At 71.6% G+C, this 26,416-nt stretch carries 26 protein-coding genes; all 26 read left to right on the top strand.

Going from position 1 to position 26,416, the window contains the following annotated elements; all coding sequences use genetic code 11:
* The first annotated feature begins 83 nt into the window (after window positions 1–83).
* Complete coding sequence (gene pyrR / locus AB0K73_RS06155; RefSeq protein WP_360511676.1) at window positions 84–635, top strand: bifunctional pyr operon transcriptional regulator/uracil phosphoribosyltransferase PyrR; 552 nt, start codon at window positions 84–86, stop codon at window positions 633–635.
* A complete protein-coding gene (locus AB0K73_RS06160; protein ID WP_360511678.1) occupies window positions 635–1,585 on the top strand; it encodes an aspartate carbamoyltransferase catalytic subunit in 951 nt (316 codons plus the stop codon). Before pyrR ends, AB0K73_RS06160 begins: the two co-directional genes overlap by 1 nt.
* Entirely contained in the window at window positions 1,585–2,928 is a 1,344-nt protein-coding gene (locus tag AB0K73_RS06165; protein ID WP_360511680.1) for a dihydroorotase, read from the top strand. Before AB0K73_RS06160 ends, AB0K73_RS06165 begins: the two co-directional genes overlap by 1 nt.
* Window positions 2,921–3,472: a hypothetical protein gene (locus tag AB0K73_RS06170; protein WP_360511682.1), complete on the top strand. Its 552-nt coding sequence runs from the start codon at window positions 2,921–2,923 to the stop codon at window positions 3,470–3,472. Before AB0K73_RS06165 ends, AB0K73_RS06170 begins: the two co-directional genes overlap by 8 nt.
* On the top strand, window positions 3,465–4,670 hold the full coding sequence (gene carA, locus AB0K73_RS06175) for a glutamine-hydrolyzing carbamoyl-phosphate synthase small subunit (RefSeq protein ID WP_360511684.1): 1,206 nt from the start codon (window positions 3,465–3,467) through the stop codon (window positions 4,668–4,670). The genes AB0K73_RS06170 and carA overlap by 8 nt, the downstream gene beginning before the upstream one ends.
* Window positions 4,670–7,963 (top strand): carbamoyl-phosphate synthase large subunit, encoded by a 3,294-nt coding sequence (gene carB / locus AB0K73_RS06180; RefSeq protein WP_360511686.1) that lies wholly within the window; start codon window positions 4,670–4,672, stop codon window positions 7,961–7,963. The genes carA and carB overlap by 1 nt, the downstream gene beginning before the upstream one ends.
* Window positions 7,960–8,838 (top strand): orotidine-5'-phosphate decarboxylase, encoded by an 879-nt coding sequence (gene pyrF / locus AB0K73_RS06185; RefSeq protein ID WP_360511688.1) that lies wholly within the window; start codon window positions 7,960–7,962, stop codon window positions 8,836–8,838. The genes carB and pyrF overlap by 4 nt, the downstream gene beginning before the upstream one ends.
* Window positions 8,831–9,754, top strand: a complete 924-nt coding sequence (gene gmk / locus AB0K73_RS06190; protein WP_360511690.1) for a guanylate kinase — start codon at window positions 8,831–8,833, stop codon at window positions 9,752–9,754. Before pyrF ends, gmk begins: the two co-directional genes overlap by 8 nt.
* Window positions 9,755–9,818: 64 nt before the next feature.
* Window positions 9,819–10,076 carry a DNA-directed RNA polymerase subunit omega gene (gene rpoZ, locus AB0K73_RS06195; protein ID WP_056732021.1) on the top strand — a complete coding sequence of 86 codons (258 nt, stop codon included), beginning with the start codon at window positions 9,819–9,821 and terminating at the stop codon, window positions 10,074–10,076.
* An 11-nt stretch (window positions 10,077–10,087) separates the two neighbouring features.
* Complete coding sequence (gene coaBC / locus AB0K73_RS06200; RefSeq protein ID WP_360511693.1) at window positions 10,088–11,341, top strand: bifunctional phosphopantothenoylcysteine decarboxylase/phosphopantothenate--cysteine ligase CoaBC; 1,254 nt, start codon at window positions 10,088–10,090, stop codon at window positions 11,339–11,341.
* Window positions 11,338–12,531 carry a methionine adenosyltransferase gene (gene metK / locus AB0K73_RS06205; protein WP_360511694.1) on the top strand — a complete coding sequence of 398 codons (1,194 nt, stop codon included), beginning with the start codon at window positions 11,338–11,340 and terminating at the stop codon, window positions 12,529–12,531. The genes coaBC and metK overlap by 4 nt, the downstream gene beginning before the upstream one ends.
* 1 nt (window position 12,532) lies before the next feature.
* On the top strand, window positions 12,533–14,494 hold the full coding sequence (locus AB0K73_RS06210; protein WP_360511696.1) for a primosomal protein N': 1,962 nt from the start codon (window positions 12,533–12,535) through the stop codon (window positions 14,492–14,494).
* A gap of 36 nt (window positions 14,495–14,530) precedes the next feature.
* Window positions 14,531–15,475, top strand: a complete 945-nt coding sequence (fmt, locus tag AB0K73_RS06215; RefSeq protein ID WP_360511698.1) for a methionyl-tRNA formyltransferase — start codon at window positions 14,531–14,533, stop codon at window positions 15,473–15,475.
* On the top strand, window positions 15,472–16,992 hold the full coding sequence (locus tag AB0K73_RS06220; protein ID WP_360511700.1) for a transcription antitermination factor NusB: 1,521 nt from the start codon (window positions 15,472–15,474) through the stop codon (window positions 16,990–16,992). The genes fmt and AB0K73_RS06220 overlap by 4 nt, the downstream gene beginning before the upstream one ends.
* 10 nt (window positions 16,993–17,002) lie before the next feature.
* Window positions 17,003–17,686, top strand: coding sequence for a ribulose-phosphate 3-epimerase (rpe, locus tag AB0K73_RS06225; RefSeq protein ID WP_360511702.1), 684 nt, complete (start codon window positions 17,003–17,005; stop codon window positions 17,684–17,686).
* Between the two features lie 9 nt (window positions 17,687–17,695).
* A complete protein-coding gene (locus AB0K73_RS06230) occupies window positions 17,696–17,959 on the top strand; it encodes a phosphoribosyl-ATP diphosphatase (RefSeq protein ID WP_360511704.1) in 264 nt (87 codons plus the stop codon).
* A gap of 63 nt (window positions 17,960–18,022) precedes the next feature.
* The gene (gene hisG / locus AB0K73_RS06235; protein ID WP_360511706.1) at window positions 18,023–18,862 is read left to right on the top strand and encodes an ATP phosphoribosyltransferase; all 840 of its coding nucleotides are present in this window, start codon (window positions 18,023–18,025) and stop codon (window positions 18,860–18,862) included.
* Between the two features lie 7 nt (window positions 18,863–18,869).
* Window positions 18,870–19,631, top strand: coding sequence for an imidazole glycerol phosphate synthase subunit HisF (gene hisF, locus AB0K73_RS06240; protein ID WP_360511708.1), 762 nt, complete (start codon window positions 18,870–18,872; stop codon window positions 19,629–19,631).
* Between the two features lie 62 nt (window positions 19,632–19,693).
* Entirely contained in the window at window positions 19,694–20,035 is a 342-nt protein-coding gene (hisI, locus tag AB0K73_RS06245) for a phosphoribosyl-AMP cyclohydrolase (RefSeq protein WP_360512292.1), read from the top strand.
* Window positions 20,036–20,050: 15 nt separating this feature from the next.
* On the top strand, window positions 20,051–21,574 hold the full coding sequence (locus AB0K73_RS06250; protein WP_360511710.1) for an anthranilate synthase component I: 1,524 nt from the start codon (window positions 20,051–20,053) through the stop codon (window positions 21,572–21,574).
* Between the two features lie 2 nt (window positions 21,575–21,576).
* Window positions 21,577–22,230, top strand: coding sequence for a Trp biosynthesis-associated membrane protein (locus tag AB0K73_RS06255; RefSeq protein WP_360511712.1), 654 nt, complete (start codon window positions 21,577–21,579; stop codon window positions 22,228–22,230).
* A 48-nt stretch (window positions 22,231–22,278) separates the two neighbouring features.
* Window positions 22,279–22,509 carry a DUF6704 family protein gene (locus AB0K73_RS06260; RefSeq protein ID WP_360511714.1) on the top strand — a complete coding sequence of 77 codons (231 nt, stop codon included), beginning with the start codon at window positions 22,279–22,281 and terminating at the stop codon, window positions 22,507–22,509.
* A gap of 3 nt (window positions 22,510–22,512) precedes the next feature.
* A complete protein-coding gene (trpC, locus tag AB0K73_RS06265) occupies window positions 22,513–23,283 on the top strand; it encodes an indole-3-glycerol phosphate synthase TrpC (RefSeq protein ID WP_360511716.1) in 771 nt (256 codons plus the stop codon).
* A 1-nt stretch (window position 23,284) separates the two neighbouring features.
* Window positions 23,285–24,493 carry a tryptophan synthase subunit beta gene (trpB, locus tag AB0K73_RS06270; RefSeq protein ID WP_360511718.1) on the top strand — a complete coding sequence of 403 codons (1,209 nt, stop codon included), beginning with the start codon at window positions 23,285–23,287 and terminating at the stop codon, window positions 24,491–24,493.
* Window positions 24,490–25,275, top strand: coding sequence for a tryptophan synthase subunit alpha (trpA, locus tag AB0K73_RS06275; protein WP_360511720.1), 786 nt, complete (start codon window positions 24,490–24,492; stop codon window positions 25,273–25,275). The genes trpB and trpA overlap by 4 nt, the downstream gene beginning before the upstream one ends.
* Before the next feature lie 59 nt (window positions 25,276–25,334).
* Window positions 25,335–26,351 (top strand): prolipoprotein diacylglyceryl transferase, encoded by a 1,017-nt coding sequence (gene lgt, locus AB0K73_RS06280; RefSeq protein WP_360511722.1) that lies wholly within the window; start codon window positions 25,335–25,337, stop codon window positions 26,349–26,351.
* The last annotated feature ends 65 nt before the right edge of the window (window positions 26,352–26,416 follow it).

Consider the following 26,416-nt stretch of genomic DNA (forward strand, 5'->3'; position numbering starts at 1 on the left):
TCCCTCGTCTGCGGCACACGGTAGACTCGTGCGAGTTGACAACCTTTAAGGCCGTCCCGTGAGGCGGAGAAGGGAGTCGGTCCGTGGCACGTGCCGTGCTCAATCAGGCTGACATCACGCGGGCGCTGACCCGCATCTCGCACGAGATCCTCGAGTCCAATCGCGGTAGCTCCGATCTCGTCCTCCTCGGCATCCCGACGCGCGGCGTCGTGCTCGCCCGTCGCATCGCCGAGACGATCGACCGCATCGAGCCCGACGCACCGGCCGCCCTGGCCGGGTCGCTCGACGTCACGATGTACCGCGACGACCTCGCGCGCACGCGCACCCGCACGCCCGCTCCCACCGAGGTGCCACCGGGCGGAATCGACGGCAAGACCGTCGTGCTCGTCGACGACGTGCTCTACTCGGGTCGCACGATCCGGGCCGCGCTCGACGCGCTGGCCGATCTCGGTCGCGCTCGCGCGGTCAGGCTCGCCGTACTCGTCGACCGCGGGCACCGCGAGTTCCCCATCCGCGCCGACTTCGTGGGCAAGAACCTGCCGAGCTCGACGCGGGAACGCATCAACGTGCGCCTCGCCGAGGTCGACGGCGACGACGCCGTGACGATCGAGGGCGGCGACGGGGGCGACGACTGATGCGCCACCTCCTCTCCACTCGCGACCTCGCCCGCGACGACGCGATCGAACTGCTCGACGTCGCCGAGGACATGGCCGCCGTGCAGGAACGCGAGGTGAAGAAGCTCCCGACGCTGCGTGGCCGCACGGTCGTGAACCTGTTCTTCGAGGACTCCACCCGCACCCGCATCTCGTTCGAGGCGGCCGCGAAACGGCTCTCGGCCGACGTCATCAACTTCAGCGCCAAGGGCTCGAGCGTCTCGAAGGGCGAGAGCCTGAAGGACACCGCGCAGACCCTGCAGGCCATGGGCGCCGACGCGGTGGTCATCCGCCACCACGCCTCGGGCGCCCCGCAGACGCTGGCGACGAGCGGCTGGATCGACGCGGGCGTGCTGAACGCCGGCGACGGCACGCACGAGCACCCCACGCAGGCACTCCTCGACGCGTTCACGATCCGCCGCCGCCTGCACGGCTCGGCGTCGCGCGGCCATGGCCTCGATGGCGTTCGAGTGGTCATCGTCGGCGACATCCTGCACTCGCGTGTCGCCCGCTCGAACGTCTGGCTGCTCACCACGCTCGGCGCCGAGGTGGAGCTCATCGCGCCGCCCACGCTCGTGCCCGTCGACATCTCGGCGTGGCCCGCGACGGTCGGCTACGACCTCGATGCCTCCCTCGCCGATTCGCCCGATGTCGTGATGATGCTGCGCATCCAGGCGGAACGGATGCGCGAGGCGTACTTCCCGAACAGCCGCGAGTACGCCCGCACCTGGGGGCTCGACGACGCCAGGTTCGACCGGCTGCCCCCGACTACGATGGTCATGCACCCCGGGCCCATGAACCGCGGGTTGGAGATCGCCGCTCGCGCCGCGGACTCGCCGCAGTCCACGGTGCGCGAGCAGGTCGCGAACGGAGTATCAGTGAGAATGGCCGCCCTCTACCTGTTGCTGTCCGGCGAACGGGGTGAGGCCTGATGACCGAGCGATTCATCATCACCGGAGCCGCCCTTCCGACGGGCGAGCGTGCCGACCTGTTGCTCGAAGACGGTGTCATCGCCGAGGTCGGCCGGGTCGCGGATGCCGCGGGCGCGACGCCCATCGACGCCGACGGGCTCATCGCCCTCCCGGGTCTCGTGGACCTGCACACCCACTTGCGCGAACCCGGCTACGAGCAGAGCGAGACCGTGCTCACCGGCACGCAGGCGGCGGCGGCCGGTGGGTTCACCGCCGTCTTCGCCATGGCGAACACCTTCCCGGTCGCGGATACCGCGGGAGTGGTCGAGCAGGAGGCGAGCCTCGGCCGCGCCGCCGGCTACGCCACCGTGCAGCCCATCGGAGCCGTCACCGTCGGCCTCAAGGGCGAGCAGCTCGCCGAGCTCGGCGCGATGGCGCGCTCGCGCGCCAAGGTGCGGGTGTTCAGCGACGACGGCTTCTGCGTCGCGGATCCGCTGCTCATGCGCCGTGCCCTCGAGTACGTGAAGGCGTTCGACGGCGTCATCGCCCAGCACGCCCAGGAGCCGCGGCTCACCGAGGGCGCGCAGATGAACGAGGGGGCCCTCTCGGGCGAGCTCGGGCTCACGGGCTGGCCCGCGGTCGCCGAGGAGTCGATCATCGCGCGCGACGTGCTGCTCGCGGAGCACGTGGGCAGCCGTCTGCACGTCTGCCACGTGTCCACCGCCGGATCGGTCGAGGTGATCCGCTGGGCGAAGGCCCGTGGCATCGACGTGACCGTCGAGGTGACGCCGCACCACCTGCTGCTCACCGAGGACCTGGCGTCGAGCTACGACCCGCGTTTCAAGGTGAATCCGCCGCTGCGTCGCGCCGAAGACGTCGAGGCGCTGCGCGCAGCCCTGGCCGACGGCACCATCGACATCGTCGCCACCGACCACGCGCCCCACCCCGTCGAGGCGAAGGAGAGCGAGTGGGAGGCGGCCGCCAACGGCATGATCGGACTCGAGTCCGCGCTGTCGGTCGTGCACGCCGCCGTCGTCGAGGCCGGCCTCATGACGTGGGCGGATGTCGCGCGCGTCATGTCCGCCGCGCCGGCGCGCATCGGCCGACTCGCCGGGCACGGCCAGCCCGTGGTCGCCGGGTCCCCGGCGGAGCTCACGCTCTACGACCCGGCCGCGGCATCCGAGTTCGACCTCGCTCGCCTTGCCGGGCGCAGTGCCAACTCGCCGTACCTCGGTCGTTCCCTCCCCGGACGGGTGGTCGCCACCTTCCACCGGGGGTACACGACGTTCCAGGACGGCGCAGTGCGTGCCGCCGACGAGGTCGCCCGCCTCGCCGCCGACGGCACGGAGGCGATCCGTGGATAAGTGGATCGGCGTCGTCGTCGCGGTCGCCGTCGTCGGCGCCGCTGCGTGGCTCATGCTGCGGTCGTGGAAGCGTCGCACGGTGCGCGACGAGAGCATGTCGGCGTACGCGCCGCCTGCACAGCATGGCGACCCCCTCGTCGAGACCGAGGTGCTCTACGTCGCGACGACGCCCGTCGGCCACCCGCTCGAACGCCTCGCGGTGCAGGGACTCGCATTCCGAGGGGCCGCGCACGTCGAGGTGCTCCCCGAGGGCGTCGTGATCCGCATCGCGGGGGAGCCGGCCATCTTCCTCCCCGCCGAGCGGATCGTCGAGGCCGGAGCGGCGACCTACGTGATCGACCGCGGTGTCGAGCCCGAGGGCCTCATCGCGATCACCTGGATCGTGCAGGTCGCCGACCCCGAGCTGGTCGCGCCCCACGTCGACAGCTACTTCAGGGCCCGGTATCCGGGCGACCCGGCACGCATCATCGCGGCCGTCAACGACATCGCCGCCGCGCCCATGGCGCCGCGGCCGGAACAGGAGAGTGAGGCCTCGGATGACTGAGACCCCGACACGTACCCAGGACCCCGCGGTCCTCGTCCTCGAGGACGGACGCCGCTACGAGGGGCGCGCCTACGGAGCACGCGGACGCACCCTCGGCGAGGCGGTCTTCGCGACCGGCATGACCGGCTACCAGGAGACCCTGACCGACCCGTCGTACGCGGGCCAGATCGTCATGATGACCGCGCCGCACATCGGCAACACGGGCATGAACGACGAGGACATGGAGTCCTCCCGCATCTGGGTGGCCGGCTTCGTGGTGCGCGAGCCCTCCCGCGTCGTCTCCAACTTCCGCTCCCAGCGGAGCCTCGACGACGACCTCGCCGAAGCCGGCATCGTCGGCATCAGCGGTGTCGACACGCGCGCGATCACACGGCACATCCGGTCGGCAGGCGCGATGCGCGCCGGCATCTTCTCGGGCGACGCCGCATCGCTCACGCACGGCGAGCAGCTCGAGCTCGTGCTCGGGGCGGCCGAGATGACCGGTCTGAACCTCTCGGGCGCCGTGTCCACGAGCGAGACCTACACGGTCGCCGCCGAGGGCGAGCGGGTCGGCTCGGTCGCCGTGCTCGATCTCGGGGTGAAGACCTCGACGCTGCGGTTCCTCGCCGAACGCGGCTTCGACGTGCACGTCGTGCCGCAGTCGATCACGCCCGAGGAGCTCCTCGAGATGGCGCCCGACGCGCTGTTCTTCTCGAACGGACCGGGCGACCCCGCGGCATCCGACCGCCACGTCGAGCTGCTGCGGGCGAGCCTGCGCGAGGGGCTCCCGTACTTCGGCATCTGCTTCGGCAACCAGCTGCTCGGCCGCGCGCTCGGCTTCGGCACCTACAAGCTGCCGTTCGGTCACCGCGGCATCAACCAGCCCGTGCTCGATCGTGCCACGGGTCGCGTCGAGATCACGTCGCACAACCACGGCTTCGCGGTGGACGCGCCCATCGACCGCGTGAGCGAGTCGAGCGAGGGCTTCGGCCGTGTCGAGGTGAGCCACTACGACCTCAATGACAATGTCGTGGAGGGGCTCAACTGCCTCGACATCCCGGCGTTCTCGGTGCAGTACCATCCCGAATCGGCAGCGGGCCCGCACGACGCCGAGTACCTGTTCGACCGGTTCCGCGAGATGGTCGTCACACACCGTTCGAGCGGCGGCTCCGCCACCGATGCGACCGACTCCGCGGCCACCGAGGGAGACAACGCCTGATGCCCAAGCGCGACGATATCAACAGCGTCCTCGTCATCGGATCGGGTCCGATCGTCATCGGCCAGGCGGCCGAGTTCGACTACTCGGGCACGCAGGCCTGCCGGGTGCTCCGGGCGGAGGGCGTGCGCGTCATCCTCGTGAACCCGAACCCCGCGACCATCATGACCGACCCGGGCTTCGCCGACGCCACGTACATCGAGCCGATCACCCCCGAGATCATCGAGTCGATCATCATCAAGGAGCGGCCCGACGCAGTGCTCCCGACCCTCGGTGGCCAGACCGCGCTGAACGCGGCCATCGCGCTGCACGACGCGGGCATCCTCGAGAAGCACGGCGTGGAGCTCATCGGCGCCAAGGTCGAGGCGATACGCAAGGGCGAGGACCGGCAGCTGTTCAAGGACCTCGTCGTCGAGGCCGGGGCGGATGTCGCGCGCTCGCACGTCGCGAAGACCCTCGATGAGGCCAAGGAGTTCGCGCTCGACCTCGGCTATCCGCTCGTCGTGCGACCCTCGTTCACGATGGGCGGCCTCGGATCGGGCTTCGCGTACACCGAGGAAGACCTGGTGCGCATCGTCACGCAGGGCCTGCAGAACTCGCCGACCACCGAGGTGCTCCTCGAGGAGTCGATCCTCGGCTGGAAGGAGTACGAGCTCGAGCTCATGCGCGACACGGCCGACAACACGGTCGTGGTCTGCTCGATCGAGAACGTCGATCCCGTCGGCGTGCACACGGGCGACTCGATCACGGTGGCGCCAGCGCTGACCCTGACCGACCGCGAGTACCAGAACCTGCGCGACATCGGCATCGACATCATCCGGGCCGTCGGCGTCGACACGGGCGGCTGCAACATCCAGTTCGCGGTGAACCCCGAGACCGGCCGGGTGATCGTCATCGAGATGAATCCGCGCGTCTCGCGTTCGTCGGCGCTCGCGTCGAAGGCGACCGGGTTCCCCATCGCGAAGATCGCCGCGAAGCTCGCCATCGGCTACCGCCTCGACGAGATCCCGAACGACATCACGCGCGTGACCCCGGCGAGCTTCGAGCCGACGCTCGACTACGTCGTGGTGAAGGTGCCGCGGTTCGCGTTCGAGAAGTTCCCGGCCGCCGACCCGACGCTCACGACGACCATGAAGTCCGTCGGCGAGGCCATGGCGATCGGGCGCAACTACGCGAGCGCCCTGCAGAAGGCGCTGCGCTCGCTCGAGAAGCGCGGCTCGTCGTTCCACTGGGGCCCCGAGGAGCGCACCGCCGACGAGCTCGTCGAGGCGACCCGGATCCCCACCGACGGCCGCATCGTGCTCGTTCAGCAGGCGCTGCGCCTGGGGGCGACCGTCGAGCAGCTGTTCGAGGCCACGAAGATCGACCCGTGGTTCCTCGACCAGATCGTGCTCATCAACGAGATCGCCGAGACCGTCGCGGCCGCCGACGCGCTCGACACCGACCTCATCATGCTCGCGAAGGACCACGGATTCTCGGATGCGCAGATCGGCCAGCTCCGCGGCTTCGGCGAGGCCGACGCACGCGAGGTGCGTCACATCCTCGGCATCCGCCCGGTGTACAAGACCGTCGACACGTGTGCGGGGGAGTTTCCGGCGCTCACGCCCTACCACTACTCGAGCTACGACCTCGAGACCGAGGTGGAGCCGAGCGACCGGCGCAAGGTCGTCATCCTCGGGTCGGGCCCGAACCGCATCGGCCAGGGCGTGGAGTTCGACTACTCGTGCGTGCACGCCTCGTTCGCCCTCTCCGACGCGGGCTTCGAAACGATCATGATCAACTGCAACCCCGAGACGGTCTCGACCGACTACGACACGAGCGACCGGCTCTACTTCGAGCCGCTCACGCTCGAGGACGTCCTCGAGGTCATCCACGCCGAGTCGCAGACCGGCGAGCTCGTCGGCGTCGTCGTGCAGCTCGGCGGCCAGACGGCGCTCGGGCTGGCCAAGGGCATCGAGGCGGCCGGAATCCCGATCCTCGGCACGACGCCCGACGCGATCGACCTCGCCGAGGAGCGCGGCCTGTTCAGCGAGATCCTCGACCGCGCCGGCCTCGTCTCCCCGCAGAACGGCACGGCCATCGACGTCGCGGGCGCCGTGCACGTCGCCGACGGCATCGGCTACCCCGTGCTGGTGCGCCCGAGCTACGTCCTCGGCGGCCGCGGCATGGAGATCGTGTACGACTCCGCGTCGCTCGCCGACTACTTCCTGCGCATCGAGGGCCAGGGCATCGTGGGCCCGAGTCATCCGCTGCTCGTCGACCGCTTCCTCGAGGACGCGATCGAGATCGACGTCGACGCGCTCTACGACGGCACCGACCTCTACATCGGCGGCGTCATGGAGCACATCGAGGAGGCCGGCATCCACTCCGGCGACTCGAGCTGCACGCTGCCGCCCGTGACGCTCGGCCGCGCCGAGGTCGACCGGGTGCGCGAGGCGACCCGCGGCATCGCCGAGGGCATCGGCGTGCGGGGCCTGCTCAACGTGCAGTTCGCGATCGGGGCGGGGGTGCTCTACGTGCTCGAGGCGAACCCGCGTGCGAGCCGCACGGTGCCGTTCGTCTCGAAGGCGCTCGGCATCCCGCTCGCCAAGGCGGCGTCCCGCATCATGGTGGGTGCGTCGATCGCCGACCTCATCGAGGAGGGCATGCTCCCGGCATCCGACGGATCGCGGGTGCCGCTCGACGCACCGGTCGCCGTGAAGGAGGCCGTGCTGCCGTTCCACCGCTTCCGCACGCGCGAGGGCATCATGGTCGACTCGGTGCTCGGCCCCGAGATGCGCTCGACCGGCGAGGTGATGGGCATCGACAAGGACTTCCCGACGGCGTTCGCCAAGAGCCAGCTCGCCGCATACGGCGGCATGCCGCTGTCCGGCACGGTGTTCGTGTCGGTGTCCGACCGAGACAAGCGCGCCATCGTGTTCCCCGTGCTGCGGCTGCAGCAGCTCGGATACGACATCGCCGCGACCGAAGGCACCGCCGAGGTGCTGCACCGGCACGGCATCACCGCGCGTGTCGTGCGCAAGTTCAGCGAGGGCCCATCGCCCGAAGGGGAGTCCGTCGTCGAGCTCATCAACCGGGGTGAGGTCCACGTCGTCGTGAACACGCCGAGCGGTCGCTCCTCGCGCGCCGACGGCTACGAGATCCGGGCCGCGGCTGTGGCATCCGACCTCCCGCTGTTCACCACCATCGCGGAGCTCTCGGCCGCCGTCGCGTCGCTCGATGCGGTGAGCGGCGGCTTCGAGGTGACGAGCCTGCAGGAGTACGCCGAGCGACGCGAGGCAGGGGTACCGGCATGAGCGGCGTGATCCCGTTCGGCGAGCGTCTGTCGGCGGCGTTCGCCGGGTACGGCCGGCTGTGCGTCGGCCTCGATCCGCACGCCTCGCTCCTCGACCTCTGGGGTCAGCCCGATTCTGCCGAGGGCGTGCGCGAGTTCGGCCTGCGGGTCGTCGAGGCCGCGGCGGGTCGCGCCGGCATCCTGAAGCCGCAGGTCGCGTTCTTCGAGCGTCATGGCGCTGCGGGCTACGCGGCGCTCGAGCGGGTCCTCAGCGAAGCCCGCGACGCCGGCCTCATCGTGATCGCCGACGTGAAGCGCGGCGACATCGGTTCGAGCGTCGCCGCGTACGGTGAGGCGTGGCTCACGCCGGGGTCCTCCCTCGAGGCCGATGCCATGACCATCAGCGCCTACCAGGGGCTCGGTTCGATCGAGGAGGTCTCGCGCGCGGCGCACGACGCGGGCAAGGGCCTCTTCGTGCTCGCCGCCACCTCGAACCCCGAGGCCGCCGCCATCCAGCGGGCGGTGCTGCAGCAGTCCAGCCGGGCGGGCTCGACGGTGGCGCAGGCGATCACGCAGGGCGTCATCGGCTGGAACCAGGAGCGGACGGATGCCGCAGGCACCGACCTCGGCTCCATGGGCGTCGTGTTCGGCGCGACCGTCGACCTCCGGCTCGCCGGCATCGACACCGACGCGGAGACCCCGCGGCCGGGGCTTCCGGTGCTCGCGCCCGGATTCGGCCACCAGGGAGCCGAGCCGGCCGACCTGCGCACGAGGTTCGGCGCGTTCGCCCCCGGCGTCATCCCGACCGAGTCGCGGTCGCTGCTCGCTGCCGGCCCTGACGGCATCGCCGACGCCATCGCACGTCGCCTCGACCAGTATGGAGCCGCAATTGGCTGAGTCCGCACCGAAGACCGCCGCGGCGCCGCCCGACGTCGACCGCGTCGCCGCCTCCCGCGCGGCCGTCGCCGCACGCCGTGCACGCGCCGTCGTGAAGGCGGCCGTCGCCGACGGCTCCCGCAGCCCGCTCGACGTGCTTCGTGCGGCGTACGAGGAGCCCGAGGGCGTCGAGGGACGCCTGCGCGTGACCGAGTTCCTGGCGTCGATCCCGGCGATCGGCACCACCAAGACCACCCGCATCATGCGAGACCTCGAGATCTCCCCGTCCAAGCGACTCGGCGGCCTCGGGCGATTGCAGCGCCGCCGTCTGCGCGAGTTCGTCGCCGAGTGGGTGGCGACGCACGGCGGAATCGGCGACCGCCTCGTCGTGCTCGCCGGCCCGACCGCCGTCGGCAAGGGCACCGTCGCGTCGTACATCCGCCGCAATCACCCCGAGGTGCGGCTGTCGGTCTCGGCGACGACGCGCCCGCCGCGACCCGGCGAGGTCGAGGGCGAGCACTACTACTTCGTCGGCGATGCCGAGTTCGACCGCATGGTCGAGGCCGGAGAGCTCCTCGAGTGGGCGACCGTGCACAACGCGTTCCGGTACGGCACGCCCCGCAGGCCCGTCGAAGACGCGATCGCCGCGGGCAACAGCGTGCTGCTCGAGATCGACATCCAGGGTGCGCGCTCGGTGCGCCGCGCCATGCCCGAGGCGACCCTCGTGTTCCTGCTCCCGCCGACGTGGGAGGAACTCGTGCGCCGACTCGTCGGCCGAGGCACTGAGAGCCCGGCCGAACAGCAGCGCCGACTCGAGACCGCGAAGGTCGAACTCGCGGCCGTCGAGGAGTTCGACCACCAGGTCGTGAACGTCGACGTCGGCGAGGCCGCGCAAAAGGTCGTAGACTTGATGAGGCCCCGAAAGGGTCGGCGTTGAGCTGCCCGGGCCCAGAGCTTGCGCGCACGCGGTGCGCTCGTCATTCGTTCTAAGGAGTCATTCCATGGCTGAGAAGCTGTCCGGCATCATCGATCCCCCCATCGACGACCTGCTCTCCAAGGTCGACTCGAAGTACCAGCTCGTGATCTTCGCGTCCAAGCGCGCGCGCCAGATCAACGACTACTACGCCGATCTGCACGAAGGCAGCCTCTTCGACAACGTCGGCCCGCTCGTCGACTCGTCGATCGACGACAAGCCCCTCTCGGTCGCACTGCACGAGATCAACGAGGACAAGCTGCGCCTCCGCCCCATCGGCGACTGAGCACGGCACGGATGTCGCCGCTCAACGTCGTCGTCGGCATCACGGGCGGCATCGCGGCGTACAAGGCCGTCGGCGTCGTCCGCGCGCTCGTGCTCGCCGGGCATGACGTCCACGTCGTGCCCACCGAGGGCGCGCTGCGCTTCGTCGGCCGGCCCACGCTCGAGGCGATCTCGCGCAACCCGGTGCACACCGACCTCTACGAGGGCGTCGCCGAGGTGCGACACGTGGCCATCGGCCAGGCCGCCGACCTCATCGTGATCGCACCCGCGACGGCGAACACCATCGCGAAGCTCGCCACCGGGCTCGCCGACGACCTGCTCGGCAACACGGTGCTCGCAAGCGAGGCGCCGGTCGTCATCGCGCCCGCGATGCACACCGAGATGTGGCGGCATCCGGCCACGCAGGCCAACATCGCCACCCTTCGCGCACGCGGCGTCACGATCGTCGGCCCGGCGGTCGGCCAGCTCACGGGCGCCGACAGCGGCCCCGGTCGCATGGAGGAGCCCGAGGCGATCGTCGCGGCGGCCCTGCGACGGGTCGATGCCTCCGCCCTGCGCGACCTGGCGGGCGTGCGCGTCGTCGTCACCGCGGGCGGCACGCGGGAGCCGCTCGATCCGGTGCGCTTCCTCGGCAACCGCTCGAGCGGCAAGCAGGGCGTCGCCATCGCCGACGCGGCCCGGGCCCGCGGCGCCGAGGTCACCCTCATCGCCGCGAACCTCGAGATCGCCGACCCGGTCGGCTGCGACATCCGCCGCGTATCGACCGCGCTCGAACTGCAGCAGGCGGTGACGGAGGCCGCGAAGGCCGCCGACGTCGTGGTCATGGCGGCCGCGGTCGCCGACTACCGACCGGCCGGTGTCAGCGAGTCCAAGATCAAGAAGGACGCGAGCGACGCCGGGCTGACCCTCGAGCTCGTCCGCAACCCCGACATCCTCGCCGGACTCGGCAACGCGCCCCACGACGGCACGCTGCTCGTGGGCTTCGCCGCCGAGACCGAACCCGACGACGAGCGCCTGCTCGCCCTCGGTCGGGCCAAGCGCGAGGCCAAGGGCGCCGACCTCCTCGTGGTCAACCGCGTCGGCTGGACCGAGGGGTTCGCGACCGACGAGAACCGCGTGCTCGTGATCGGACGGAGTGGCGACGTCGTCACGCGAGCACATGGAACGAAGATGTCGGTGGCCGACGACATCCTCGACGTGGTTGTCACGGAGATGGCGACCTCGCCCGCCCCCGCCGACCTGACGAAGGAACACGAGCCCACATGAGCGCACTCCGCCTCTTCACGTCCGAGTCCGTGACCGAGGGACACCCCGACAAGATCTGCGACCAGATCTCGGATTCGATCCTCGATGCCCTGCTCACCGTCGACCCGCACAGTCGGGTCGCGGTCGAGACGCTCGTGACGACGGGCCTCGTGCATGTGGCGGGAGAGGTGACCACCTCGGGATACGTGGAGATCCCGGCGATCGTGCGCGACCGGGTGACCTCGATCGGGTACACGTCGTCGGACGTGTGGTTCGACGGGCGATCCTGCGGGGTCTCGATCTCGATCGGCGCGCAGTCGCCCGACATCGCGCAGGGTGTCGACCATGCGTTCGAGGCGCGTGAGCGTGCCAGCGAGGACGCCCTCGACATGCAGGGCGCCGGCGACCAGGGCATCATGTTCGGGTACGCGACCCGCGAGACCCCTGAGCTCATGCCCGTGCCGATCTGGCTCGCACACCGTCTCGCGGAGCGGTTGAGCGAGGTGCGCAAGCGGGGCGAGCTCGACTACCTGCGACCCGACGGCAAGACGCAGGTGACGATCGGCTACGAGGGCCAGGTGCCGCGCACGATCGAGACGGTCGTGCTCTCCACCCAGCATTCGCCCGCCATCTCCACCGATCAGCTCCGGGCCGAGGTCGAGGAGCTCGTCATCCGGCCCGTGCTCGACACCGTCGAGCTCGCGCGGCCCGAGCTGGCCGTGCTCATCAACCCGACCGGGCGGTTCGAGATCGGCGGCCCGCAGGGCGATGCCGGCCTGACCGGCCGCAAGATCATCATCGACACCTACGGCGGAGCGAGCCGGCACGGTGGTGGTGCGTTCAGCGGCAAGGACCCGTCGAAGGTCGACCGCTCCGCGGCGTACGCGATGCGCTGGGTGGCGAAGAACGCCGTCGCGGCCGGCCTCGCCGACCGACTCGAGCTGCAGGTCGCGTACGCCATCGGCAAGGCGGCGCCCGTGGGGCTCTACGTCGAGTCGTTCGGCACGGCGCATGTGCCCGACGAGCGCATCATCGACGCCGTTCGGGAGGTCTTCGACCTCCGCCCGGCCGCGATCATTCGCGACCTCGACCTGCTGCGGCCCATCTACGCGCAGACCGCGGCGTACGGACACTTCGGCCGGGAGCTCCCCGACTTCACGTGGGAGCGGCTCGACCGCGTCGACGACCTGCGCGCCGCCGCCGGACTCTGAGATGCCGGGCGGCACCGTCGCCAGGGTGCTCGTCGACTCCCCGCTCCCGCAACTCGACCAGCTGTTCGACTACTCGGTTCCCGCCCGTCTCGCCGGCGCCGCGAAGGCGGGCGTACGCGTCAAGGTGCCGCTCCGCACGGGCGGCCGCATCGCCGACGGGTGGATCGTCGAGCTCACCGACGCGAGCGAGTACGCGGGCGCACTGAGCGAGCTCGACGACGTCGTCTCGGAGGTGGAGCTCCTGCGTCCCGAGGTGTGGGACCTCGCCCGAGCTGCTGCCGATCGAGCGGCCGGCAACGCGAGCGACATCCTGCGCCTCGCGATCCCGAGCCGCTACGTACGCGTCGAACGATCGTGGCTGGCGGCGGCCGAGCCCGATCCGGGGCCGCTGCCGACGTCGCTGCCGCCCATCCCCGGCGCCGAACCGGGCCGTCTCGAGGCCGGCATCGCCGGCGGCGAACGGATGACCCTCGCCGCCGATCCCCGTCCGGTGCGCCTCCCGACCGGCGAATGGGTCGGTGCGTGGGCGGCCACCCTTGCACAAGCCGCCGCGCACGCCCTCGCGGCCGACCGTTCGGCCCTGCTCGTCGTGCCCGACTACCGCGACCAGGCGCAGCTCGAGGCGGCGCTCGCGGCATCCGTCGATCCGCGGCGCGTGTTGCGGGCCGACGCGCGGCAGTCGGGCGGCGAACGGTACCGTTCGTTCCTCGAGGCGACCCGCGCCGACGCTCGCATCGTCGTGGGCAACCGATCGACGGTGTACTCGCCGGCCGCGCGACTCGGGCTCATCGCCATCTGGGACGACGGCGACCCGCTCCTGGCCGAACCCCTCGCTCCCGGCGTGCACGCACGCGACGCGGCGCTCATCCGCCAGGAGCAGTCGGGAGCGGCGCTGCTCCTCATCGGGCACACCCGCAGCGTCGACGTGCAGCGCCTCGTCGAGATCGGCTGGGTGCACGAGGTCGCGCCGTCGAAGCACGTGCGACCCCGCATCATCCCCACCGAGCAGCAGGCGAATCCCGAGCCCGGATCGGCGCGCATCCCAACCGTGGCGTGGCGGCAGGCCCAGGACGCGGTGCGCGAGGGACCGGTGCTCGTGCAGGTCGCCCGCCCGGGCAACGCACCGCTGCTCGCCTGCGATCGCTGTCGTGAGCCCGCTCGGTGCGCCGCGTGCGGGGGAGGCCTCGCCGTTCCGCGTGAGGGCGGCACCGCGCGGTGCGTGCTGTGCGGCACGAGTGCGAGCGGCTGGCGGTGTACCGTGTGCGACGGCACGAAGCTCCGCGCCGTCACGATCGGCGCGAGCCGCACGGCCGACGAACTCGGCCGCGCGTTCCCGCGCACGCGCGTGATCCTCTCCGACGGCGAACGGCCCGTGCTCCGGGTCGGCGCCGAGCCGGCCCTCGTCGTCGCGACGCGCGGCGCCGAGCCCGTCGCCGACGGCGGCTACCGTGCGGTGCTGCTCCTCGACGGCGAGCGGATGCTCCTGCGCGAATCCCTGCGCGTCGCCGAAGACTGCCTGCGGTGGTGGTCGAACGCGAGCGCCCTCGCGGCGCCCGGGGCGCCCGTGTTCCTGGTGGGCGTCGCCGGAGCCCTTGCCACGGCGCTCAGCACGTGGCGACAGTCGGACTGGGCCGATCGCGAGCTCGACGCGCGCCGCACGCTGCGGTTCCCGCCCGCCGTGCGGGTGGCGAGCGTGACCGCCGCCCGTGCAGCCGTGGCGCGCGCCGTCGAGGTCGTGCGGGATCTCGACGGCGTCGATGTGCTGGGGCCCGCACCGGCCGACGAGGAGGGTCTCGAGCGCGCGATCGTGCGCTTCGACTACGCGGCGGGGGCGCGCGTCGCCCGTGAGCTGCGCGCCGAGATGATCCGCATCGCCACCGAGCGCCGGCGGCCCGTGGCCGGGCGCCCGGTGCGGCGTCCGCCCGTGCTGCGGGTGCGTTTCGACGATCCCGAGGTGCCGTAGCCCGTGACGGCCCCGCGCCGTCCGCCACAATGGAGTGTGCAGAAGCTCCGCCTCGTCTTCGCCGGTACGCCGGCCGTCGCCGTCCCCTCGCTCGAACGGCTCGCCGCGAGCGGCCATGAGGTCGTCGCCGCGGTGACCCGGCCGGCGGCGCCGCTCGGCCGGAAGCGGGTGCTCACGCCGTCGCCCGTCGCGTCGGCGGCCGAGCGGCTCGGCATCCACGTCATCGAGGCGGCACGGCTCGACGCCGACGCGACCGGTCGCATCGGTGCGCTGCGTCCCGACCTCGGTGTCATCGTCGCGTACGGCGGGCTCGTGCGGGAACCGCTGCTCTCCGCGCCCACGCACGGCTGGATCAACCTGCACTTCTCGCTGCTGCCCGCGTGGCGTGGCGCCGCCCCCGTGCAGCACGCGCTCATCGCCGGCGACGCCGAGACCGGGGCATCCGTGTTCCGCCTCGTGCCCGAGCTCGACGCGGGCGACGTGTACGGCGAGCGACGCCGACCCGTCGGGCCCGACGAGACCGCCGGTGACCTGCTCGAGGCGCTCGCGGTGACGGGCGCAGAGTTGCTCGGCGAGGTCGTCGATGGGATCGCCGACGGCACGGCCGGCGCGACGCCCCAATCGGGTGAGCCGAGTTTCGCGCCCAAGCTCGGCATCGACGACGCGCGCCTCGACTGGACCCTGCCCGCGGCGCGCGTGCGCGACCGGTTCCGGGGCGTGACCCCCGAGCCCGGCGCGTGGACGACGGTCGACGACCAGCGGCTCAAGGTGCTCGAGCTCGTCGACGCTCCGGATGTCGGGGGTGCTCCGAATGTCGCGCCGCTGGCGCCGGGGGAGCTCACCGTATCGGGGCGACGCGTGCTCATCGGCACCGGGTCGCACCCCCTCGAGCTGCGCCGGGTGCAACCGGCCGGGCGCACGGCCATGCCCGCCGGGGACTGGTGGCGGGGCACCGGCCGCGACGGGCTGGTGGCGCGATGAGCGGCACCGCACGCCGCCGTCCCGGCGGTGGGGGCGGCGGCGAGCGGGGCAACGGACGCCCGGCGCGGCGCGTCCCTGCCGAGCGCATCTCGGCCGCACGCCTGGTCGCGTTCGACGTGCTCGAGGCGGTGCGCGCCGACGAGGCGTACGCGAACCTCCTGCTGCCCGCGCGCATCCGTCGGGCGGGTCTCAGCAGGGCGGATGCCGCATTCGCCACAGAACTGACCTATGGCACGCTCCGCATGCAGGGCCTGTACGACCTCGTGATCGAGCTCGCCGCCGGGCGCCCGACGGGCGAGATCGATCCCGCCGTGCTCGACGTGCTGCGTCTCGGCACGCATCAGCTCCTCGCCACGCGCGTACCGACGCATGCCGCCGTGTACGAGCAGGTCGGGCTCGCGCGCCGTGTGGCGCCCAAGGCCGCCGGGTTCGCCAACGCCGTGCTGCGCACCATCTCCCGCACCTCATCCGAGGCGTGGCGCGACCTCGCCGCCGAGGGCGCGCGGAACGACGACGATCGTCTCGCGCGCCTCGGGAGCCATCCCACCTGGGTGGTGCGCGCCTTCCGCGCCGCGCTCGAGCGCGAGGGACGCGCCGCAGAGCTCGGGGAACTCCTCGAGGCCGACAACGCCTCGCCCAGGGTCAACCTGGCGCTTCTGCCGGGCCTCGGCGTCGACACCACGCAGATCGAGGGCTTCGAGCCCGACCGGTTCTCGCCGATCGGCGCCACGGGCGCCGATCCCATCGGCGCGGCCGAGGCATCCGGAGGTCTCGTGCGCGTGCAGGACGAGGGTTCGCAGCTCGCCGCGCTCACCCTCACCCGCGCGGAGCCCGTGCGGGCGGGGGAGCGTTGGCTCGACCTGTGCGCCGGCCCCGGTGGCAAGACCGCGGTGCTCGCCGCCGAGGCGCTCGCGGGTGGTGCCACCCTCGTGGCGAACGAGCTGGTGCCGGCCCGAGCCGAGCTCGTGCGCCGTGCCATCGCGGCCGTACCGCTCGACGTCGACGTGCGAGTCGGCGATGGCCGCGAGCTCGACCCGGCCGTGCTCGGCGCCCCCGGCGGCTTCGACCGGATCCTCCTCGACGCGCCGTGCACCGGACTGGGCGCGCTCCGTCGCCGCCCCGAGGCGCGCTGGCGGAAGGCGCCGTCGGATGTCGCGGAGCTCACGAAGCTGCAGGGCGACCTGTTCGACGCGGCCGTCGGGGCGCTCGCGCCCGGCGGCATCCTCGCGTACGTGACGTGCTCGCCGCACACCGCGGAGACCCGGGGCGTGCTCGCCGCCGGACTCGACCGCTGGCGGGGCCGCGTCGAGCAACTCGACACCGAGGCGACCGCACAGGCCGTGTCGCGGCATCCGCTCGATCTCGCCGGCGGACCGGGCACCGTGCAGCTGTGGCCGCACCGGCACGGCACCGATGCCATGTTCATCGCGCTCGTGCGCCGCACCGACATCGACGCCGAATCCGCGGAACCCGCCGCCGCTTCCGCCGCCGCGCAACCGGTCGACGCGCCTCGGTAGGCTGGCGGGCATGACGACGCGGATCAACCCGAGCATCCTCGCTGCCGACTTCGCGAACCTCGAGCGCGAGCTCGCCCGCATCGACACGGCGGATCTCGTGCACGTCGACGTCATGGACAACCACTTCGTGCCGAACCTCACGTTCGGGCTGCAGATGGTGCAGCGCCTGCAACAGGTGTCGCCCATCCCGCTCGACGTGCACCTGATGATCGACGACCCCGATCGCTGGGGTCCGGCGTACGCGGAGGCGGGGGCGCACTCGGTCACCTTCCACGTCGAGGCGGCGGGGGAGCCCGTGTCGCTCGCGCGACGGCTGCGGGCCCTCGGCGCCCGTGCCGGCATCGCCCTCAAGCCCGGCACCGACGCGGCGCCTTACATCGACCTCCTGCCCGAGTTCGACCAGGTGCTCGTCATGACGGTCGAACCTGGGTTCGGCGGGCAGGCCTTCATCCCCGAGACCATGCCGAAGCTCGCACGGCTGGCCGACGTGATCCACGACGCCGGCCTCGACGTATGGTTGCAGGTCGACGGCGGCATCACCGAGGAGACCATCGGCATCGCGGCCGCCGCCGGAGCGGACACGTTCGTGGCGGGATCCCACGTCTTCAACGGCGACGTGCCCGCCGAGCGCATCGCCGCGCTCAGGGCGGCCGTGGCCGCCAACCCGCACAGCCACGCCCCCGAGCACCGGTAGTCTGGACGGGTGAAGACCTTCGACGATCTCTTCGTCGAGCTCAGCGACAAAGCCCGCACCCGCCCAGAGGGTTCCGGCACCGTGCGCCAGCTCGACGCGGGCGTGCACGCCATCGGCAAGAAGATCGTCGAAGAGGCGGCCGAGGTCTGGATGGCCGCCGAGTACCAGAGCGATGACGAGACCGCCGAGGAGATCTCGCAACTCGTCTACCACCTCCAGGTGCTCATGATCTCGAAGGGACTCACGCCCGCCGACGTGTACCGACATCTCTGATCACGCCCCATGACCGATCAGGACCGTCGACACGTCAGTGTTGCCAGAGACATAAGGCAGGAAATGCTCCGAATCGCCGTGCCCAACAAGGGCTCGCTCGCCGAGACCGCCGCGCAGATGCTGTGGGAGGCCGGGTACACCGGTCGCCGCGACCCGCGCGACCTGCACACCGCCGACCCCCGCAACGGGGTCGAGTTCTTCTACCTCCGTCCGCGTGACATCGCGACCTATGTCGGGTCGGGCGCACTCGACGTCGGCATCACGGGTCGCGACCTGCTGCTCGACTCGGGGTCAGAGGCGAACGAGATCGCGCCCCTCGGCTTCGGCGACTCCACCTTCCGCTTCGCCGGGCCCGATGGCCGGTTCCATGAGCTCGCCGATCTCGAGGGCGTGCGCGTCGCGACGAGCTACCCCGGGCTCGTGGGCGACTTCCTCGCGCAGCACGGCGTCACCGCGAAGCTCGTGAAGCTCGACGGCGCCGTCGAGTCGGCCGTGCGGCTCGGCGTGGCCGACGCCGTCGCCGACGTCGTCTCGACGGGGTCCACCCTGCGCAAGGCGGGCCTCGAGATCTTCGGGCCGGTCATCCTCGAGTCCGAGGCCGTGCTCATCGGCTCGGGCGTCGAGCGCCCGGGCGCCGCGACGTTGCTGCGTCGCCTTCAGGGCGTGCTCGTCGCCCGCCAGTACGTGCTCCTCGACTACGACGTTCCGCTCGAGCACCTCGAGCGGGCCACCGAGGCGGCCCCGGGCTTCGAGTCGCCGACGGTTTCGCCGCTGCACGATCCCGAGTGGGTCGCCGTGCGCGTCATGATCCCGCGCGTCGACATGAACCACGTGATGGACGAGCTCTACGCGCTCGGCGCGCGAGCGATCCTCGTGAGCGCCATCCACGCGGCGAGGCTGTGAGGCCCGCATGACGCTCGCCGTCCGTGTCATCCCGTGCCTCGACGTGGCCGCCGGCCGCGTCGTCAAGGGCGTGAACTTCCAGAACCTGCGTGATGCGGGCGACCCCGTCGAGCTCGCCGCGCGGTACTCCGAGCAGGGCGCCGACGAACTCACGTTCCTCGACGTCACCGCCACGGTCGACGACCGCTCGACGACCTACGACATGGTGCAGCGGGTGGCCGAGCAGGTCTTCATCCCGCTCACCGTGGGCGGCGGGGTGCGCTCACCCGAAGACGTCGCCCGGCTCCTCGGTCACGGTGCCGACAAGATCGGCGTCAACAGCGCGGCGATCGCCCGACCCGTGCTCGTGGCCGAGATCGCCGACCGGTTCGGCGCACAGGTGCTCGTGCTCTCGCTCGACGTCAAGCGGTCGGGCCGCACGGAGTCCGGCTTCGTGGTGACGACGCACGGCGGCCGCACCGAGACCGATCTCGACGCGCTCGAGTGGGCGCGCACCGCGATCGACCTCGGCGCGGGCGAGCTCCTCGTCAACTCGATCGACGCCGACGGCACCAAGCAGGGGTTCGACCTGGAGCTCACGGCGCTCATGCACGAACTCTCGCGTGTGCCGGTGATCGCCTCGGGCGGCGCCGGCTCGGTCGACGACTTCGCGCCGGCGATCGCCGCCGGTGCCGACGCGGTGCTCGCGGCATCCGTGTTCCACAACGGCGAGGTGACCATCGCCGAGGTGAAGGCCGCCCTCGCCGCCGATGGAAGGATCGTGCGATGACCCAGCCCGGAGACGAGGAGTTGGAGCGCGACGAGGAGGCGTGGTCGCCGGGCGCGTCACCGATGGATCGCGCGACATTCAACGCCGACGGGCTGCTGCCCGCGATCATCCAGCAGGAGGGCTCCGGCGAGGTGCTGATGCTCGGCTGGATGGACCGCGAGGCCATGCGGCGCACCCTCACCGAGGGTCGCGTCACCTTCTGGTCCCGGTCGCGGCAGGAGTACTGGCGCAAGGGCGACACCTCGGGGCACGTGCAGTACGTCCGCGCGGCCGCGCTCGACTGCGATGCCGACACCCTGCTCGTCACGGTCGAGCAGGTCGGCGCCGCGTGCCACACCGGTACCCGCACCTGCTTCGTCGGCGACCCGCTCGAGGTCGCGCAGGGCGCAGCCACCACCGACTGAACCGAGGAGAACCGCGTGTCAGGCGCCACCACCACGTTCGACGAGTTCACCGCACTGCTGCGGGGCCGGCGCGTCGTGCCGGTCACGCGCGAGCTCTTCGCCGACGGCGAGACTCCCGTGGGGATCTACCGCAAGCTCGCCGAGGGCCGACCGGGCACCTTTCTCCTCGAGTCGGCCGAGCAGGGCGGCATCTGGTCGCGCTACTCGTTCGTGGGGGCGTCCTCCTACGGCGTGCTGACCGAGCACGACGGCCGTGTCGAGTGGCAGGACTACGGGCTCTCCGCCGAGCGGGCGCTCGGCGACGCCGCCGATCTCGCGCCGCTCGCCGCGCTGGAGGCGCTCCACCAGCGCTGGGCCACCGAGGACGTGCCCGGTGCGCCGCCGTTGACCGGCGGACTCGTGGGGTTCATCGGCTGGGAGGCCATCCGCCAGATCGAGCGCCTGCCGAACCGGCCCCCGGCCGACTACCGGATGCCCGGACAGGCGTTCAGCTTCGTGTCCGAGCTCGTCGTCATCGACCACCGCACGGGCACCGTGCAGCTCGTCGCGTCCGTGCTCAACGACGGCGCGGAGGAGCCCGACGCCCTGTGGGTGGGCGCGCAGGAACGCCTCGACCGGATGCAGCGGGCCCTCGCCCGCCCGTCAGACGCGTGGCTCGCCGAGATCGACCTGACGACTCCGGCAACACCGCGCCACCGCACCGAGAAGGCCGACTTCCTCGCCGCCGTGGAGCGCTCCAAGGAGTACATCCGCGAGGGCGACATCTTCCAGGTCGTGATCTCGCAGCGGTTCGAGCAGGAGGTCACCGCACACCCGCTCGACGTGTACCGGGTGCTGCGCAGCCTCAACCCGAGCCCGTACATGTACGTGCTGCACCTCGACGACCCGGCGGGGGAGTCGTACTGGATCGTCGGCTCCTCGCCCGAGGCGCTCGTGAAGGTGCAGGACGGCCGGGTGTTCACGCATCCGATCGCGGGCTCGAAGCCGCGCGGGGCGACGCCCGAGGAGGACGCCGACCTCGAGGGCGAGCTCATCGCCGACCCGAAGGAGCAGGCCGAGCACCTCATGCTCGTCGACCTGGCCCGCAACGACCTCGCGAAGGTGTGCACCGCCGGTTCGGTCGAGGTGACGGAGTTCATGCGCGTCGAGCGCTTCAGCCACATCATGCACCTCGTGTCGAGCGTCGAGGGCGACCTCGAGCCCGGGCGGAACGCGGTCGACGTCTTCCGGGCGACATTCCCCGCCGGAACGCTGTCGGGCGCGCCCAAGCCGCGCGCGCTCGAGATCATCGACGAGCTGGAGCCTTCCCAGCGCGGCCTCTACGGCGGCGTCGTCGGCTACTTCGGATTCGGCGGCGACGCCGACCTCGCGATCGCCATCCGCACGGCGACCATCTCGGGCGGCGTCGCCCGGGTGCAGGCGGGGGGTGGTCTCGTCGCCGATTCGGTGCCCGAGTCCGAGTTCCAGGAGTCCCAGAACAAGGCCGCCGCGCCCCTGCGCGCCGTGGCCGTCGCGAACGCGCTGCGGAGGATCGAGTGAGGGTGAGCGCCGCCCGCATGAAGCTGCCCGCGATCCTCGCCTCGGTCGTCGGCGCGGGCCTCGCCCTGCTCTCGTGGAGCCAGACCTGGATCGAGGTGCGGTTGACGGATGCCGCGGCGAGCAGCACGGGCGAGATGATCTCGGTCCCCGGCAGCATCGCGTCGCCGGCTCTCGCGGCCCTCGGACTCGCCGGTCTCGCGCTCGTCGGGGCGCTCGCGATCGCCGGTCCCGGAATCCGTCTGGTGCTCGGCGTCCTCGAGGTGGTGCTCGGCGGATGCGTGCTGCTCGCGGCGGGCCTCAGCGTCGGCAACCCCGTCGGCGCGGTGTCGCCGGCGGTGACGGATGCCACGGGCGTCTCCGGTTCCGGCCCGACGGCCGAACTCGTGGCCGCCGCGGTGCCCACCGCGTGGCCGGTCGCCGCGTTCGTCGGCGGCGTCCTGCTGGTGGCGGCCGGAGTGGCCGTGATCGCGACGGGCACGCGTTGGCCCGCGTCCTCGCGCCGCTACCGCGCGGCCCGCCTCGTCGATGCCGAGGAAGCCGTGTCGGCCGCGGGTCGTGGGCGTGCGGCATCCGACCGCGCCATCGACGACTGGGACGAGCTCAGTCGGGGCGACGACCCCACGGACGAGCCGCAGCCGGGCGACAGCCGAGCCTGAGCCAGCCGCTAGACTGGCGGACGTCATCCCCGTCACGAAGGAGCATCAATGAGCACTGAGACCGCTGATCCCGGCCACGGACACTCGCCCGCGGCGTGGACCGCCGTCACGATCATGCTCATCGCCATCACGATCGGCACGGTGGCCTTCTTCCTCGACGTGCAGTGGCTCGTCTGGGCCTGCGCGGTCCTGCTCCTCGTCGGCCTCGTCGTCGGATGGCTCCTCGCCCGCGTGGGCTACGGGGTCGGCGGCGACAAGGTCGCGCCGAAGGCGCACTGACGCGTGCTCTCCGAGCTGACGGCGAACGCGGTCGCCGACGCTGAGGCGCGCCGCACGGCGCGCCCCCTCGTCGACGTCGAGCGCGAGGCGCTCATGCGCGATCCGGCGCTCGACGCGCTCGAGGCGCTGCGTCCCGGCGCGCGGGTCAAGATCATCGCCGAGATCAAGCGTTCGAGCCCGTCGCGCGGTGAGCTGGCGCCCATCCTCGATCCCGCGGCACTCGCCCGCAGCTACGAGCTCGGCGGCGCGAGCGCCATCAGCGTGCTCACCGAGGGTCGCCGGTTCGGCGGTTCCCTCGCCGACCTCGAGTCGGTGCGGGCGGCCGTGGCGCTGCCCCTGCTGCGCAAGGACTTCATCTCGACGCCCTATCAGGTGTTCGAGGCCCGCGCGGCCGGCGCCGACCTGGTGCTCCTCATCGTGGCCGCGCTCGACGACGCCACCCTCCGCGAGCTGTTCGACCTCATCGTCGACCTCGGCATGACGCCGCTCGTCGAGACCCACTCCGCCGAGGAGCTCGACCGCGCGGCGGCGCTGGGTGCGCAGCTCATCGGCGTGAACGCCCGCGACCTGTCGACCTTCGAGCTCGACCGCGACCTCTTCGGCCGGCTGGCCGACCGATTCCCAGACGGGGCCGTCCGCGTGGCCGAGTCGGCCGTGCAGTCGGCGGCCGACGTCGCCCACTATCGCGCGGCCGGCGCCGACGTCGTCCTCGTCGGCGAGGCGCTCGTCACGGGCGACCCTGTAGCCAATCTCCGAGCATTCCTGGCGGTGTGACATGGCGCTCAGAGCGCAGACCGGTCCGTACTTCGGCGACTTCGGCGGGCGATTCGTGCCCGAATCCCTCGTCGCCGCACTCGACGAGCTGAGCGAGGCCTACACGCTCGCCAAGCTCGATCCCGCCTTCGGCGCCGAGCTCGCCGAACTCGGCCGGAGCTACACCGGTCGTCCGTCGATCATCACCGAGGTGCCACGGTTCGCCGAGCACGCCGGCGGTGCTCGCGTCATCCTGAAGCGCGAAGACCTCAACCACACCGGGTCGCACAAGATCAACAACGTGCTGGGCCAGGCGCTGCTCACGAAGCGCATCGGCAAGCATCGCGTCATCGCCGAGACGGGGGCGGGCCAGCACGGCGTCGCGACCGCGACCGCCGCGGCGCTCTTCGGACTCGAGTGCACCATCTACATGGGCGAGGTCGACACCGAGCGCCAGGCGCTCAACGTCGCCCGCATGCGTCTGCTCGGCGCCGAGGTGGTGGCCGTGACCGCCGGTTCACGCACCCTGAAGGACGCCATCAACGAGGCGATGCGCGACTGGGTCACGAACGTCGAGACCACGAACTACATCTTCGGCACGGTCGCCGGCCCGCACCCGTTCCCCGAGATGGTTCGCGACTTCCAGAAGATCATCGGCGAGGAAGCGCGCCAACAGGTGCTCGACCTCACGGGCGCCCTGCCCACGGCGGTCACCGCGTGCGTCGGCGGCGGCTCCAACGCGATCGGCATCTTCCATGCGTTCCTCGACGACGCCGACGTCGCGCTCTACGGCTTCGAGGCCGGGGGAGAGGGCGTCGACACCGAGCGCCACGCGGCCACCATCACCATGGGCCGTCCGGGCGTGCTGCACGGCGCGCGCAGTTACCTCCTGCAGGACGAGGACGGGCAGACCGTCGAGTCGCACTCGATCTCGGCCGGACTCGACTACCCGGGCGTCGGCCCCGAGCACTCGTGGCTGTCGGCCCTCGGCCGCGCCCACTACCGCCCGGTGACGGATGCCGCGGCCATGAACGCCCTGCGCCTGCTCTCGCGCACCGAGGGCATCATCCCCGCCATCGAGTCGGCCCACGCCCTCGCCGGCACCATGGAGCTCGGCCGCGAGCTCGGACCCGGTGCGACGATCCTCGTGAACCTCTCGGGGCGCGGCGACAAGGACATGGACACGGCGGCGAAGTACTTCGAGCTCTACGACGAGGAGAACCCCAGTTGAGAACGGTGGGCACCGTCATCCGTCGCCGGAACGACGAGGCGAACGGCGCGCTCATCGGCTATCTCCCCGTCGGGTTCCCGACCCTCGATGAGAGCGTCGAGGCAGCCGTCGCCCTCGTCGAGAACGGCGTCGACGTGCTCGAGCTCGGGCTGCCGTACTCCGACCCCGTCATGGACGGCCCGGTCATCCAGGCGGCGACCCAGCAGGCCCTCGCGAACGGCTTCCGGCTCGCCGACGGCTTCGAGGCGGTGCGCCGCGTCACCGAGCGCACGGATGCCCCGGTGCTGATCATGACGTACTGGAATCCCGTCGTGCAGTACGGCGTCGACCGCTTCGCCGACGACCTCGCCGCGGCGGGCGGAGCGGGCCTCATCACGCCCGACCTCATCCCCGACGAGGGAGCCGTGTGGATCGCGGCATCCGAGCGCACCGGTCTCGACCGGGTGTTCCTGGCGGCGCCGACCTCCACCGACGATCGCATCCGCCAGGCGGTCGAAGCGAGCCGCGGCTTCGTGTACGCCGTCTCCACCATGGGCATCACGGGTGCGCGCAGCGACGTCGACCAGGCGGCACGCACGCTCGTCGCTCGCCTGAAGGAGGCCGGAGCGCCGGCCAGCTGCGTCGGGCTCGGCATCTCGACGGCGGCGCAGGTCGCCGAGGTGCTCGAGTACGCCGACGGCGCCATCGTGGGCTCCGCACTCGTCAAGGCGCTGGCCGACGGCGGTGCCGACGCCGCGGGAGCCCTCGCGGCCGAACTCGCGCGCGGCACGCGGGCCGAGTGAAGTACGCTGACTGAGGCCCACGCGGGCCGACGGTCTCCCGACGAAAGGCAGCAGCCCGAGTGATCGCTCCGCTCAGCATCCCGAGCCCCGACTACGACTGGCAGGCATGGGAGCTCAACCTGTTCGGGTTGCAGCTCAACATCAACACGTATGCGTTGTGCATCCTGCTCGGCATCGTCCTCGCGGTGATGATCACGTCGCGTCGGCTCACCAAGCGTGGCGCCGAGCCCGGCGTCGTGCTCGATATCGCACTCTGGGCGGTGCCGCTCGGCATCATCGGCGCGCGCATCTTCCACGTGCTCACCCACCCCGACGACTACTTCTACGAAGGTGCCAACGTCTGGAACCCGTTCGAGCCCGGTGCCATCTGGAACATCTGGGAGGGCGGCAACGCCATCTACGGCTCGCTCATCGGCGGCGCCGTCGGTGTCTGGATCGGCTGCCGCATGACGGGCATCCGCTTCTGGTCGTTCGCCGACGCCCTCGCGCCCGGCCTCCTCGTCGCACAGGCGGCCGGCCGCCTCGGCAACTGGTTCAATCACGAGCTCTTCGGCCAGCCCACCGACCTGCCGTGGGGCCTCGAGATCGAGTCGACGAATCCTGCGTTCCCCGCCGGGCTCGCCGAGGGCACGCTCTTCCACCCCACGTTCCTCTACGAGATCATCTGGAACCTCGCAGGCGCCGCGCTCATCATCTTCCTCGAGCGCAAGATCAACCTGCGCTGGGGCAAGGCGCTCGCGGTCTACCTCATCTGGTACGGCGTCGGTCGTTCGTTCTTCGAGTCGATCCGCGTCGACCCGAGCGAGATGTTCCTCGGCATCCGCTCGAATGTCTGGGCGTCGTTCGCGGCGATCGTGCTGGGCGTCGTCATCTTCCTCGTGCAGCGTCGCCGGCACACCGGCGACGAGCCGACCCCCTACGTTCCCGGACGTGAATGGAAGGGCCCCGACGCTGAGGTACACTCAGACGAAACCGAGTCCGACTCCGACTCCGACTCTCTCGACGATGGCGTCGAGGGCGAGAACACCGCAGGCAAGACGGCAGCCACAAGCTCGAGCCGGTCGACCTCTCCGTAGGGCCTCCTCCGCACGTTCTCCGACACGACGCCGCACCATGCGTCGTGACTTCCCTTCCTAGGGCC

This window comes from Agromyces sp. NPDC052230 (assembly GCF_040679595.1).
Classification (GTDB): Bacteria; Actinomycetota; Actinomycetes; order Actinomycetales; family Microbacteriaceae; genus Agromyces.